Origin of the sequence: Pseudomonas marginalis, from assembly GCF_001645105.1 — a bacterium.
Classification (GTDB): domain Bacteria; phylum Pseudomonadota; class Gammaproteobacteria; order Pseudomonadales; family Pseudomonadaceae; genus Aquipseudomonas; species Aquipseudomonas petroselini.
Map to the genome: position 1 here is coordinate 86,099 of NZ_LKEG01000060.1, position 13,773 is coordinate 99,871.

Below are 13,773 nucleotides of genomic sequence, written 5' to 3' on the forward strand. Positions count from 1 at the left end.
TGTATTCAAGGCACAGCGATGCAGCTAGAGGGTGAACGTGGGCTCGGGTAAACCGGTGATGCCAGGGTTGAGGGCGAATACGCCGCCGGCCAGCGACTGCTCACTCTGGTCGTCACGGATCGAGGTGACGTACAGGGTGTCCAGGCGACTGCCGCCAAAGGCGCACATGGTGGGTTTTTTCACCGGTACGGTGAGGGAGCGGTCGAGACGCCCCTCGGGGGTGAAGCGGTGGATGAGCCCGGCGTCGTTGGCGCAGATCCAGTAGCAGCCATCGGCATCCACGGCGGCGCCGTCGGGGCGGCCGAGGTGCTTGTGCATGTCCACGAACACGCGGCGATTGGACGGCGTGCCGGTGTCGATGTCGTAATCGAAGGCCCAGATCTGTTGCACCAGCGGGTGTGAATCCGAGGCGTACATCGTGCGGCCATCGGGGCTGAAGGCCAGGCCGTTGAGGGTGATGAAACCGTTCAACTGGGCATGGGGCAATGAACCCGATGCATAGCGATAGAGGATGCCTTCGGCTGCATTCGCGCCCATGTTCAGCACCATGCTACCGGCCCAGAAACGGCCCTGGCGATCACAGCGGCCGTCGTTGAGGCGCATGTCCGGGCGAGGGTGCGCGACGCTCGCCAGAGACGTGGTGTCGAGGCTGCCGTCGTTGTGCGGGGTGAGTTGGAAGAAGCCGGTTTCCATCCCCGCGACCCAGTTGCCCGCGTCGGTGCGGGCGATACAGGCGAGCATCTGCGGGGCAGTCCAGGCGGCAACGTGGCCGGTGTCGGCGCTCCAGCGTTGCAGGCCACCGTTGGGAATATCCACCCAGTACAGGGCGTTTTCCTCCGGCACCCACACCGGGCATTCGCCCACGGCATTGCGGGCGTCGACAATCAATTCAGCGTTCATGGCAACTCATTCCCTTGGGTTGTTGTGCGCTCAGTCACCGAACGGCCCAGCGGCGCAGAACGCACCGCCCTGATAAACCTTGGCCGGGTCGTCGGCGGCGACCGGTGGCTGGGTTTCGACCTGCGCGCGGAAGACTTCGGAGCTGTCTTTGGGGGCGTAGCCCAGGTGTGCGGCGTAGCGGTTGTCCCACCAAGTGTCGAGGTTATCCGACATGCCGTAGACCACGGTGTGGCCGACGTTCGGTGTGTACAGCGCGCGCTCAAGCAGTTGAGTGAGGTCGTCGAAGCTCAGCCAGGTGTGCATCATCCGACGGTTCTGCGGTTCCGGGAACGACGAGCCGATGCGGATACTGACGGTCTCGATGCCATAGCGGTCGAAGTAGAAGCTCGCCATGTCTTCGCCGTAGGACTTGGACAGGCCGTAGTAGCTGTCCGGCCGGCGAGGGGAGTGGGCGTCGATTTTCTCGCCTTGTTTATAGAAGCCGATGACATGGTTGGAGCTGGCGAAAATCACGCGCTTCACACCGTGGCGGCGGGCGGCCTCGTAGATATGGAAAATGCCGCTGATATTGGCGCCGAGGACTTCTTCGAACGAACGCTCAACCGAAACGCCGCCAAAGTGCAGGATCGCATCGACACCTTCCACCAACTGGTGCACGGCGTGCTTGTCGGCGAGGTCGCAGGTGTGCACTTCTTCGGACGCGTCGGCAGCCGGCGCCATGTTGGCGATGTCGGACAGGCGCAGCACGTGGGCGTAAGGACGCAGGCGTTCACGCAGGACTTTGCCCAGGCCGCCGGCGGCGCCGGTGAGCAGTAGGCGGTTGAAGGGAGCGGGGGTGGTCGTGGTCATGGGGATTCCAAATTTTTGTTGTAGGTTGTCGTATGACTATGCCGAAGTATTGTGAGTGATCCCCCAGGTTGTCAACGTTCTTCCAGACGAATGAGATTCAAAGGGGGCTTGCTCCCGATAGCGGTGTGTCAGCAGTGCATTCGGTGCCTGATACACCACCATCGGGAGCAAGCCCCCTCCCACAGGGGTTGTGCACGGGTTTTCAGGTCATCAACAACTTTTAAAGCAACGAGATCGGATAGCTGATAAAGATCCGGTTCTCATCAAACTCGTTGTTGCTGAAATCCCGACGCATGGTCGAGTTGCGCCACTTCACGTTGAGGTTCTTCAGTGCACCGCTCTGCACCGTGTAGGCCAGTTCCGATTCACGGCCCCATTCCTTGCCATCGGTGATCGCGCCGGTGTGCACATTGCTGCCGCTGATATAGCGGTTCATCAGGGTCAGCCCCGGCACGCCGAGCACCACGAAGTTGAAGTCGTGACGCAACTGCCAGGATTTTTCCTTGGCGTTGTCGTAGCTGGCGTTGTAGCTGTCGTTGGCCAGGGTGCCGCCGCTGGTGCCGTTGATGCGCATCCAGGCGCTGTCGCCGGTGAGTTTCTGCAAGCCCACGTAGAAGGTGTGACCGTTGTATTTGGCCGAAAGCAGGGCGAAGGCGGTCTTGTTATCGAGGTCGCCGGCCAGGGCGCTGCCGTCTTCCTTGCCGTTGAAGAAGCCGAGATTGGCGCCTAGGGTCCAGTCACCCACCGGCTGGCTGTGTGTGAGGTTGAAGTATTGCTGCTGGTAGATATCGGTCAATTCGGCGTACCACAGGCCGACCTGGGTGCGCTTGTCGTTGAAGGTGTATTCGCCGCCGCCGAAGTTGAAGCGGTCGGAGGTAAACGCGGCCCTGCCGTTCATGAACATGTCTTCCATGCTCGCGTCGTTGCGCGGGCTGTTGCCGCGAAACTGGCCGCCATAGAGCGTCAGGCCGGCGATCTCGTTGGAGGTGACCTGGCCGCCACGAAAGGTCTGGGGCAGTGAGCGGCCATCGTCGGAGCGCAGGATCGGCAGTACCGGCATCCATTCGCCGACCTTCAATTCGGTCTTCGACAGTTTTGTCTTCAGCGCCACGCCCAGGCGCCCGAAGTTATCGGCAGGGCGGCCGTCGTCGTGGATCGGCAGCAGTTGCGTACCGCCAGTGCCTTTGCCGCCATCCAGCTTTTGCGAATACAGGCCCAGCACATCAATTCCGAAACCCACGGTGCCCTGGGTGAAGCCGGACTTCGCATCGAGAATGAAGCTCTGCGTCCACTCTTCGGCCTTGCCCTGGGGGTTGGTCGGGTTGGTGAAGTTGCGGTTGAAGTAGGCGTTGCGCAGGTTGAGCGTGGCCTTGGCGTCGTCGATAAAACCTTCGGCGTGGACGCTGGGGGGGAGGGTGAACGCCAGGCTGCCGAGCGCGATGAGGCCGATACACGAGGACGAATTGCGGGCGAATTGACTCACGGTGGAGCTCCCTTTCGTTTGTTGTTTTTATTATTTGTTATACGTCGTCGTACAACATCGAGCGGGATATTTGCGGGGTTTTCAGGGCTTGTCAACTGGAAGTTATAGGATGACTGGCTCGGCATTGGTCAAAAGTGGGCAGGGTCAAGGTGGGCGGGGGGAATCAGCCTGCCAGAACCATGGGCGGCAACGTACCCAGCAGGGAAACGGCCGCCACCGCCGAAACACCTAGTAACCATTCCAGCATCACGCTGGACTTCAAACTGCCCAGTCGCTCGTCACAACGCTCCAGGCGCAAACGATTCAGCAACGCCAGCGCCAGCATGCCCAGCACCAACATCACCTTGATCAGCAAGATCAACGCAAACCCATCGAACAGCGGTGTGGGCCACAGCTGCCCGGTGAGCACGCGCACATTGATCAGCCCAGTCATCAGCAAGCCCGTCACCAGCCCATAACCCACACCGCTGAAGCGCCGCAGGATCGGTTCCAGCGCGAAGCGTTGCGGCTGCCTGAGGATCAGCACCAGCACCAACAACCCGCCGAGCCAGGCGCCGACGCATACTAAATGCACCACTTGGTTGAGGATCAGCAATTGCCCGCTCAGGCCATCGAGCATCGCGCCATGGCCGACGGGAGCGAGGGTTGCCAGCAGCAGCGCGATCAAGGGCAGGCGCAGCGCCGCCCAGGGCCTGATCAGCACCATCACCAGCAGCAGGTTGAGCAACAGATGCCAGGCCCAGACCTGGCCAAAAAACGTCTTGCCCAACACCAACTGCACGGTGGCCGGTTGCAGCGCCGCGTCCCAACTGCCGGCCATGCTGGCGGTGATCAGTATCAACCACGCCACGCCAGAGATCAGCCCGAGCCAGGCCAGGGCGCGCGTGATGCGCAGCAACTGCCGGTCCAGCGCCGGCTGCGGTTCAGCGCCCAGCAGCCAGGGCCTGAATACGCAGGCCCCGAACATCAGCAACACGACGATGAAATGCAGGAAACGGCACAGCACCAACAGCGTCGCCATGGGTTATTGGCCGACCTTGAAGCTGTATTCGCCGTTGCTCTTATGGGTGTCGACCGACACCGCGTTCCACACCACTTTGTAGTTCCCGGCGGCAAGAGGGGCGGCCGGCGTGACCACCAGGGTTTTCTTGTCGGCGTCCGGGGTTTCCAGGCCCTTGATGGCGACTTCGGTACCGTCCTTGCTCAGGGACACCTTGGTGAACGTGGCTTCGACGCCCTCGCTGAAGGTCAGGCGCAGGTCGGCAGGGGCGGCGACGGTGCTGTCGGCGGCAGGGGTAGCGCTTTTCAAGTGGGCATGGGCAAATGCGGCTGAGGCGCCCAGCAGGGAGGCGAGCAGGGCGACGGCAGTCAGGGCTTTCTTGATCAACATTGGGCAAGACCAATCAATGGATAGGAGCCGGGAGTGTACGAAGTTTCGACTTCGCTTGTCGCCCCGATCTAGAGCGGATGGTAGTCTTTGTGGCATGTCGTCGTCAGGGAGCCCTTATGGGCAATCACAAGATCGGAATTCGTCGGGTCAACGTCGAGAAAATCCTTTTGGCGGCGGAGAAAATCTTCGCCGAAAAGGGCTATGGCAGCACCGCCATGGCCGATATCGCGCAAGAAGTGCAACTGCCGCGCTCCAACCTGCATTACTACTTCACCACCAAGAGCGAGCTTTACAGCGCCGTGCTGTTCGACCTGCTGGAAGTGTGGAAACAGGACGCCCTGAGCTTCGAAACCTTCGATGACCCACGGGTGGTGCTCAGCAGTTATATCCGCGCCAAAATGCAGCGCTCGCGTACGCGGCCGTATGGCTCGAAAGTCTGGGCCAACGAAATCATCCATGGCGCGCCGACGCTCGGCGAGGCGCTGGATGAAAGCCTGTACGACTGGGCCAAGATGAAGGAAGCGAAAATTCGCCAGTGGGTGGAAGACAAACGCATCCTCCCGGTGGAGCCGTCGAGCCTGCTGTACATGATCTGGGCCTCGACGCAGCACTACGCCGACTTTGATCATCAGGTGAAGATCCTGAATGATCACCAGCCGTTGTCGGACATGCAGTTCGAGAGGGCAATACAGACGGTGACGGGTGTGATTTTGCGCGGGATTGGGTTGGAGCCTTGATCTTTGTTGGGGCTGAGGGCCTCATCGGGGGCAAGCCCCTCCCACACCTGAATGCATTTCACCTGAAAGAATGCGGTCGAATGTGGGAGGGGGCTTGCCCCCGATGGCGGTCTAAAGGCCTACACAGCCTCCCGGTAAGGATTCCGCGGATCCTGCGTCCAATTCAAAAACGGCTTGCCGGTGTCTATCGGTACCATCTCGATGCAATCGGCCACCGGGCACGTGATCTGACATAGGTTGCAGCCCACACACTCATCATCAATCACTTCGTATTGATGCGTGCCATCCGCCTGCTTCAAGCTCGCGATCGCCTGGTGCGACGTATCCTCGCAGGCGATATGGCAACGCCCACAACCAATGCAGGCTTCCTGATCAATCTTCGCAATCACCTGATAGTTGATATCCAGGTACTTCCAATCCGTCGTATTGCCCACCGCACGACCGGAAAATTCCTGCAGGCTGGTGTAACCCTGACTGTCCATCCACCGCGACAGCCCGTCCTTCATCTCGTCCACGATCCGAAACCCATGCAGCATCGCCGCCGTGCACACCTGCACCGCGCCGCAGCCCAGGGCGACGAATTCCGCCGCGTCGCGCCAGTTACCGATACCGCCGATGCCGCAGATCGGCAGGCCTTGTGTTTGCGGGTCACGGGCGATTTCGGCGACCATGTTCAGCGCAATCGGCTTCACCGCTGAACCGCAGTAGCCGCCGTGGGTGCTCTGAGTGCCGACCATCGGCAGGGCGACCATGCGTTCCAGGTCCACGCTGGTGATGGAGTTGATGGTGTTGATCAGCGACACCGCGTCGGCCCCCCCGCGATACGCCGCCCGCGCCGCGACGCGGATGTCGGTGATGTTCGGCGTGAGCTTGACGATCACCGGCAGCGAGCAATACGTCTTGCACCAGCGCGTCACCTGTTCCACATACTCCGGCACCTGGCCCACCGCCGCGCCCATGCCACGTTCGGGCATGCCGTGGGGGCAACCGAAGTTCAGTTCGATACCGTCGCAACCGGTGGCTTCCACCCGCGGCAGGATGTTTTTCCAGGACTCCTCAACGCACGGCACCATCAGCGACACGATCAGCGCTCGATCCGGCCAGTCCTTTTTTACCTGGGTGATTTCCCGCAGGTTGATCTCCAGCGAGCGGTCGGTGATCAACTCGATATTGTTGATGCCCAGCACTTCGCGGTTGGCACCGAAGTGCGCCGAGTAGCGCGACGACACGTTGACCGCCGCCGGGTCTTCACCCAGGGTTTTCCACACCACGCCGCCCCAGCCAGCTTCAAACGCGCGAACCACATTGTAGGCTTTGTCGGTGGGCGGCGCGGAGGCCAGCCAGAACGGGTTGGGGGCCTTGATACCGGCGAATACAATCGAGAGATCGGCCATTATGCAGCCTCCACATTCAGCATGAGTTGGGCGTGCATGGCTTCGGCGGCCAGCTTGCCATGTTGCACGGCCTGCACGGTGAGGTCCTGGCCGAGGCTGACGCAGTCGCCACCGGCGTAAACCCCGGGAATACTGGTGCGCAGCTGCTCGTCGACGAAGATGCGCTCGCCCACGCGGTGCAGCTGTTGTGCCAGTGGATCGTGCAGTGCCTCGCCGTCAAAACCCTGGCCGATGGCCTTGAAGATCGCATCGGCAGCCAGTTCGAAGGTTTCGCCGGTGGGTTGCAGGCGGCCGTTGTCCAGGCGCGTGCGGGCGAAACGCATGCCGCGCACATGGCCCTTGTCATCCAGCAGCACTTCTTCGGGTTGGGCCCAGGTCAGCAGGCGCACTTGGTTGGCCTTGGCGATGTCCTGTTCATGGTGGGTCGCGCCCATGTCGGCCAGGCCTCGACGGTAGACGAGGTTGACGTCGCGGGCGCCGAGGCGGGCCATTTGCACGGCCATGTCGATGGCGGTATTGCCGGCACCGAGCACGATGCAGCGGTCGGCCAGGGGCAGTTGTGTGAGGTCATCGGCCTGGCGCAGTTCGCGGATGTAGTCGGTGGCGGCGAGCAGGCCGGGTGCGTCCTCGTGGGGCAGGCCCAGCTGTTTGCTCGCGGCCAGGCCGAGCCCTAGGAATACCGAATCGAATTGCTGATGCAGTTCGCTGAGGGTGAGAGTGTCCCCCAGGCGCTGGCCGTGGCGGATCTCGATGCCGCCGATCTGCAGGAGGAAATCCAGCTCTTTCTGGGCGAAGTCGTCCACCAGTTTGTACTTGGCGATTCCGTATTCATTCAGGCCACCGGCTTTCTCGCGGGCTTCGAAGATCACCACGTCATGGCCGTGCAGGGCGGCGCGATGGGCGCAGGCCAAACCGGCAGGCCCGGCGCCGACCACGGCGATGCGCTTGCCGGTGGGGGCGGCGCGCTGGAAGGGGTGTTCGCTGAAGTGCGCGTTGTCGATGGCATAGCGTTGCAGCAGGCCGATCAGCACCGGGGCGCATTCTTCGGCGTTATTGCGCACGCAGGCCTGCTGGCACAGGATCTCGGTGGGGCACACCCGCGCGCAGCTGCCGCCGAGGATGTTGGCCGAGAGGATTTTCTGCGCGGCACCTTGCACGTTGTCGGTGTGGATGTTGCGGATGAACGAGGGGATGTCGATCTCGCTGGGGCACGCGTTCACGCACGGCGCGTCGTAGCAATACAGGCAGCGCGAGGCTTCCAATTGTGCCTGGCGTGCGTTGAGGGGCGGTGCCAGGTCGGTGAAATGGCTGGCGAGGGTGGCTCCATCCTCAACGGGATGGGGGAGGTGGGTCAGGGTCTGGATCACGGTGGTGGCCTCACGGTTATTGAGGTGCTGCCTCTGATGGGCAGTGGTTTTTGTGTTGCCTGTACTGGCCTCATCGGGAGCAAGCGCCCACCCACATTGGGTGGGAGGGCGCTTGCTCCCGATAGCGGTCTCAGCGGTTCACAGCAACCGGCTTGGAATGCGCTGCCCGCTTGCTCAACTGCTCAAACACCGCCGGGTACGCCGGCCGCTCCACATACCGCCCCGCACCGCGCTCGGCCCTCAGGTCGCCATCGGCCCAGACCAGCTTGCCCTGGCTGATGGTGTGGCTCGGCACACCGCGCACGGTCTTGCCTTCGAAGATATTGAAGTCGACCTGCTGGTGATGGGTCTTGGCGGAAATGGTCCGTGTACCCTCGGGGTCCCACAACACCAGGTCGGCATCCGCCCCCACGCGGATCGCGCCTTTGCGCGGGTAGAGGTTGAAGATCTTCGCGGTGTTGGTGGAGGTCAGCGCGACGAACTCCTGCATCGACAGGCGCCCGGTGTTGACGCCTTCGTCCCACAGCAGCGCCATGCGGTCTTCGATGCCGGCGGTACCGTTGGGGATCTTGCTGAAGTCGTCTCGACCGGCGGCTTTTTGCTCGGCGCAGAAGCAGCAATGGTCGGTGGCGGTGGTGTGCAGGTTGCCGGATTGCAGGCCATGCCACAGCGCCTCCTGATGCCCGCGCGGGCGGAACGGCGGGCTCATCACGTAGCCGGCGGCGGTTTGCCAGTCGGGGTGTTGGTAGACGCTGTCGTCCAGCAGCAGGTGGCCAGCGAGGACTTCGCCATACACCGGTTGGCCCTTGCTGCGCGCATAGGTGATCTCATCCAGCGCTTCTTTGGTCGACACGTGCACCAGGTACAGCGGCGTGCCGATAGTCTCGGCGATGCGGATCGCGCGGCTGGCCGCTTCACCTTCAACCTGGGATGGGCGCGACAGCGGGTGCGCTTCCGGCCCGGTGATGCCCTGGGCCATCAGTTTGCGTTGCAGGTGGTACACCAGCTCGCCGTTCTCGGCGTGCACGGTGGGCACCGCGCCCAATTCCAGGCAACGCTCGAAGCTGGCGACCAGGGTGTCGTCCGCCGCCATGATCGCGTTTTTGTAGGCCATGAAATGCTTGAAGCTGTTGATGCCATGGTGGCTGACCAGCTCGGCCATTTCCTCGCGCACCTGCTCGCTCCACCAGGTAATCGCCACATGGAAGCCATAGTCGGACGCGGATTTTTCCGCCCAGCCGCGCCACTGGTGAAAAGCGTCCATCAAGGATTGCTGCGGGTTGGGGATCACAAAGTCGATGATCGACGTAGTGCCCCCCGCCAGGCCTGCTGCCGTGCCACTGAAAAAGTCTTCACTGGCCACGGTGCCCATGAAGGGCAGTTGCATGTGGGTGTGGGGGTCGATGCCGCCGGGCATCAAATATTGACCGCTGCCATCGAGTATCTCAGTGCCGGCGGGAACGTCCAGGTTCGTGCCAATGGCGCGAATTAGACCGCCTGCGCATAACACATCGGCGCGGTAACTTTCATCATGGGTAATAACGGTGGCGCCACGGATCAACAGCGACATGTCGAGTTCCTCACAGGCTTGACCGGCTTGTGCCAGTTCTAAGTGTTGTAATGCTGCTTACCGATGGTCGATTAATTCCTGTCATCGGTGACAGGAATAGAAACTAGCCCGAGTTTTTCGATTGGGCAAGAAGATTTTTTATAAGCTTATACCGTGTTTAATTTGTTGATTTATAAGGTAGAAACTAATAAATCACCAAAATGTGGCGACCACTCACCATTTTGACGCACTTGACAGGTTCGCAAATTGAGCAACATTTCTTATTGCAAATCAGACGCTTGAGAGATGCCTCTTGACGAAGACAGTTAATAAAAATAATTGTGTTGCACCAGATTGAGTCCGGAGGGTTCGGGCAACTTACGCATTATTTAGCCTGAGTAACGTGGCAAGTACCGCGGGCTCAATCGGAAAGCTGATTAACATCAGCCAGTTATATAAGCGGTACGGGTTCGAGGGCCGTAGTCGGCACGGTTATTGAGTGCAGTGGCGGCTGGCCGGGTCCGTGATGTCATGTTGTTTATGAGGTACTCCGGCCATCCGGCGCAGCGCGTTGGATGAGCAACAATAATTCGAAAAAACCGTGGAGCGGCCATGCAACAGAACAGATCGCAAGTCATTGAACGCAACGGCCTGTATGAACTCGACGCCGGCCCCGACGTCCTCGACAGCCCGCGCTACAACCACGACATGGCACCGACCAAGGTGCATGAACGCACTTGGAACAAATGGCACATCACCGCACTGTGGGTCGGCATGTCGATCTGCGTGCCCACGTATACCTTGGGCGGGGTGCTCACCGCGTATTTCGGCTTGTCGGTGGGCGAGGCGCTGATGGCGATTTTGCTGGCCAACATCGTGGTGCTGATCCCGCTGACCCTCAACGCCTTCCCCGGCACCAAGTACGGTATACCGTTCCCGGTGTTGTTGCGCTCATCGTTCGGCATCCTCGGTTCCAACGTGCCGTGCCTGATCCGGGCGCTGGTGGCGTGCGGGTGGTTTGGTATCCAGACGATGTTTGGCGGGCTGGCGATTCATCTGTTCCTGGGCTCGATTTTCGACGGCTGGAAGGCCCTCGGCGGCACGGGTGAAGTGATTGGCTTCATGATTTTCTGGTGCCTGAATTTGTGGGTGGTGCTGCGCGGCGCCGAATCGATCAAGCGCCTTGAAACGTTGTCGGCGCCGTTGCTGGTGGCGGTGGGGATTGGCCTGTTGGTGTGGGCAATGCCTAACGTGTCGATCAGCGAATTGATGGCGATCCCGCCCAAGCGTCCCGAGGGCGCGAGCCTCACCGGTTATTTCATGGCCGGCCTCACCGCGATGGTGGGTTTCTGGGCCACCTTGTCGCTGAATATTCCCGACTTCAGCCGCTACGCAAAAAGCCAGAAGGACCAGATTCTCGGGCAGATTTTCGGCCTGCCGCTGACCATGTTCCTGTTCGCCGCCCTCGGCGTGATCATGACCGCCGCCTCGGTGAAATTGTTGGGCGTCAGCGTGTCCGATCCCGTCACCCTGATCGGGCATATCCAGAGCCCGGTGTGGGTGGCGGTGGCGATGGCGTTGATCATCGTCGCTACCCTGTCCACCAACACGGCGGCGAACATCGTTTCGCCGACCAACGACTTCCAGAACATCGCGCCCAAGCTGATCAACCGCACCACCGCCGTGATCCTGACCGGGTTGGTGGGGTTAGCGTTGATGGGCCATGAACTGCTGAAAAAGCTTGGCCTGATCGTTTCCGATGTGAGCCTGGAAACCGTGTATTCCAACTGGTTGCTCGGCTATTCAAGCCTGTTGGGGCCGATTGCCGGGATCATGGTGGTGGACTACTTCATCACCCGCAAACAACAACTGGACCTGGCCGGGCTGTACCGCGATGACGTGTACCCGGCGTGGAACTGGAGTGGCTTTATCGCGTTTGGCGTGCCGGTGGTGCTGACCTTGCTGTCGTTGGGCAGCGATGCGTTCAGCTGGTTCTACAGCTACGGCTGGTTTACCGGTTCGGCGCTGGGCGGCTTGCTGTATTACGGCTTGAATGCCAAGCGTGGTATCCGCCCGGTCACTGCTAAGTCACCGCTGTAACGGAAGTGGAATGCAATCCAAATGTGGGAGGGGGTTCCACCTGTTCCACTTATAAAAAACCAGCCTGAGGAGATCCCCATGAACGCTGCCCTCGACGTTCTGCAATCGACCCATCAGCACATCAACCGCGACCGTTTGTGGCAGTCGCTGATGGACCTGGCCAAGCTCGGCGCCACCCCCAAGGGCGGCGTGTGCCGCCTGGCCCTCACCGATCTGGACCGCAAGGCCCGTGACCTGTTTGTGCAGTGGTGCGAGGCGGCGGGTTGTACCGTGACGGTCGACGGCATCGGCAATATCTTCGCCCGTCGCCCTGGGCGCAATCCTGACCTGCCACCGGTGATGACCGGCAGCCATATCGACACCCAGCCCACCGGTGGCAAGTTCGACGGTTGCTTCGGTGTGCTGGCGGGCGTGGAAGTGCTGCGTACCCTCAACGACCTCAAGATCGAAACCGAGGCGCCGCTGGAAGTGGTGGTGTGGACCAACGAGGAAGGCTCGCGTTTCCCGCCGTGCATGATGGGCTCCGGTGTGTTCGCCGAGAAATTCACCCTGGCCGAGACCTTGGCTAAGACCGATGCCGATGGTGTGACGGTGGGTGACGCACTTGATGCGATTGGTTATGCCGGCTCGCGTGCTGTGAGTGGGCACAAGGTCGGCGCGTATTTCGAAGCGCATATCGAACAAGGGCCGATTCTGGAGGACGAGAAAAAAACCATCGGCGTGGTGCTCGGCGCGTTGGGGCAGAAGTGGTTCGACCTCAAGCTGCGCGGCGTCGAAGCGCATGCGGGGCCGACGCCGATGCATTTGCGCAAGGACGCCTTGGTCGGCGCGGCGGCAGTGGTGGCGGCGGTGAATGCCGCAGCGCTGGGTCATCAACCCCATGCGTGTGGGACGGTGGGTTGCCTGCAGGCCTATCCGGGATCGCGCAACGTTATTCCCGGTGAAGTGCGCATGACCTTGGACTTCCGCCACCTGGAACCGGCGCGCTTGGATGCGATGATTGCCCAGGTGCGCAAGGTGATCGATGAAACCTGTGCCAAGCATGGCTTGAGTTTTGAGATGGAGCCCACGGCGGATTTCCCACCGCTGTATTTCGACAAAGGCTGCGTCGACGCCGTGCGCGATGCGGCGAACGGCCTGGGCCTGTCGAACATGGACATCGTCAGCGGGGCAGGGCACGACGCGATCTTCGTCGCAGAGCTGGGCCCGGCGGGGATGATCTTCGTGCCATGTGAAGGCGGCATCAGCCATAACGAAATCGAGAATGCCGCACCGGATGACTTGGCGGCGGGGTGTGCGGTGTTGCTGAGGGCGATGGTTGCAGCATCGGCAGCGATTGCCAGCGGTAAACTTGCTGCCTGAAATGCGGTAAACAATGTGGGAGGGGGCTTGCTCCCGATGTGGGTGTATCAGCTACATATTAGCTGACTGATACACTGCCATCGGGAGCAAGCCCCCTCCCACATTTGAACTGTGCTTGGCGTTATATCCAGATGGCATCCCACAACGGATAGTCACCGATTCGCCCCACCAAACCTGCTCGCAATGGGTTGGCCACCACATACCTGGCCATTTTCACCAGATCATCCTCTTTGCGCAGTGCCCGGTCATGGAAACTTTCCTGCCAGAGCCGCCCTTTGCGGCCAGATGCACCGTTAACGCTCCGCGTGCTTTTGGACTTCACCTGGCACATCAGGTCCGCCAGCGAGCCTTTGCGTAGTTCGATAAGCCAATGAAAGTGGTCCGGCATGACGACCCAAGCAAGAGAGTTCGCAAGCCCCTGGTACTGAGCCAGCCGAAACTGCCAGACAACCAGGCGACCGAGGTGGAAGTCGCTGAATATCGGTAGGCGTTCGTGAGTGTTGGTGGTGATGAGGTAGATGCGGTTGGGTTCGCTGAAGCGTCCGATGCGCAGGCGGTGTGACGCGGGTAATTCTGCCATTCCCTGGCCCTCTCAAGATGCGTCTAGAGAGGCTAGATTGGAGGGCCGGAGGGTGAGGGGCG

Annotated in this window: 12 protein-coding genes; 3 read left to right on the forward strand and 9 right to left on the reverse strand. The window is 61.0% G+C overall.

Going from position 1 to position 13,773, the window contains the following annotated elements; genetic code table 11:
- Window positions 1-24: 24 nt before the first annotated feature.
- The 5 genes from AO064_RS28150 to copC all read right to left on the reverse strand — a co-directional run bounded on the left by AO064_RS28150 (window position 25) and on the right by copC (window position 4,622).
- On the reverse strand, window positions 25-900 hold the full coding sequence (locus AO064_RS28150) for an SMP-30/gluconolactonase/LRE family protein (protein ID WP_064055305.1): 876 nt from the start codon (window positions 898-900) through the stop codon (window positions 25-27).
- Window positions 901-930: 30 nt separating this feature from the next.
- Complete coding sequence (locus AO064_RS28155) at window positions 931-1,749, reverse strand: NAD-dependent epimerase/dehydratase family protein (RefSeq protein ID WP_015884743.1); 819 nt, start codon at window positions 1,747-1,749, stop codon at window positions 931-933.
- A gap of 220 nt (window positions 1,750-1,969) precedes the next feature.
- On the reverse strand, window positions 1,970-3,232 hold the full coding sequence (locus tag AO064_RS28160) for an OprD family porin (protein WP_015884742.1): 1,263 nt from the start codon (window positions 3,230-3,232) through the stop codon (window positions 1,970-1,972).
- Between the two features lie 163 nt (window positions 3,233-3,395).
- The gene (gene copD / locus AO064_RS28165; RefSeq protein WP_015884741.1) at window positions 3,396-4,253 is read right to left on the reverse strand and encodes a copper homeostasis membrane protein CopD; all 858 of its coding nucleotides are present in this window, start codon (window positions 4,251-4,253) and stop codon (window positions 3,396-3,398) included.
- Between the two features lie 3 nt (window positions 4,254-4,256).
- Window positions 4,257-4,622: a copper homeostasis periplasmic binding protein CopC gene (gene copC / locus AO064_RS28170; protein ID WP_015884740.1), complete on the reverse strand. Its 366-nt coding sequence runs from the start codon at window positions 4,620-4,622 to the stop codon at window positions 4,257-4,259.
- A gap of 116 nt (window positions 4,623-4,738) precedes the next feature.
- Between copC and AO064_RS28175 the strand changes: the two genes are divergently transcribed.
- Complete coding sequence (locus AO064_RS28175) at window positions 4,739-5,359, forward strand: TetR/AcrR family transcriptional regulator (protein WP_043205574.1); 621 nt, start codon at window positions 4,739-4,741, stop codon at window positions 5,357-5,359.
- Window positions 5,360-5,478: 119 nt separating this feature from the next.
- Here AO064_RS28175 and preA read toward each other — a convergent pair whose 3' ends face one another.
- The 3 genes from preA to hydA all read right to left on the reverse strand — a co-directional run bounded on the left by preA (window position 5,479) and on the right by hydA (window position 9,690).
- Window positions 5,479-6,756 (reverse strand): NAD-dependent dihydropyrimidine dehydrogenase subunit PreA, encoded by a 1,278-nt coding sequence (gene preA, locus AO064_RS28180; RefSeq protein ID WP_183143948.1) that lies wholly within the window; start codon window positions 6,754-6,756, stop codon window positions 5,479-5,481.
- The gene (locus AO064_RS28185; protein WP_064055307.1) at window positions 6,753-8,120 is read right to left on the reverse strand and encodes an NAD(P)-dependent oxidoreductase; all 1,368 of its coding nucleotides are present in this window, start codon (window positions 8,118-8,120) and stop codon (window positions 6,753-6,755) included. Before AO064_RS28185 ends, preA begins: the two co-directional genes overlap by 4 nt.
- Before the next feature lie 130 nt (window positions 8,121-8,250).
- A complete protein-coding gene (gene hydA, locus AO064_RS28190; RefSeq protein ID WP_046035773.1) occupies window positions 8,251-9,690 on the reverse strand; it encodes a dihydropyrimidinase in 1,440 nt (479 codons plus the stop codon).
- A gap of 591 nt (window positions 9,691-10,281) precedes the next feature.
- On the opposite strand from hydA, the gene AO064_RS28195 reads away from it, so the two are divergent.
- Window positions 10,282-11,769, forward strand: coding sequence for an NCS1 family nucleobase:cation symporter-1 (locus AO064_RS28195; protein ID WP_064055308.1), 1,488 nt, complete (start codon window positions 10,282-10,284; stop codon window positions 11,767-11,769).
- A gap of 78 nt (window positions 11,770-11,847) precedes the next feature.
- Window positions 11,848-13,131 carry a Zn-dependent hydrolase gene (locus tag AO064_RS28200; RefSeq protein ID WP_064055309.1) on the forward strand — a complete coding sequence of 428 codons (1,284 nt, stop codon included), beginning with the start codon at window positions 11,848-11,850 and terminating at the stop codon, window positions 13,129-13,131.
- 121 nt (window positions 13,132-13,252) lie between these two features.
- Here AO064_RS28200 and AO064_RS28205 read toward each other — a convergent pair whose 3' ends face one another.
- Window positions 13,253-13,711 carry an REP-associated tyrosine transposase gene (locus tag AO064_RS28205; RefSeq protein ID WP_064055310.1) on the reverse strand — a complete coding sequence of 153 codons (459 nt, stop codon included), beginning with the start codon at window positions 13,709-13,711 and terminating at the stop codon, window positions 13,253-13,255.
- Window positions 13,712-13,773: the final 62 nt, after the last annotated feature.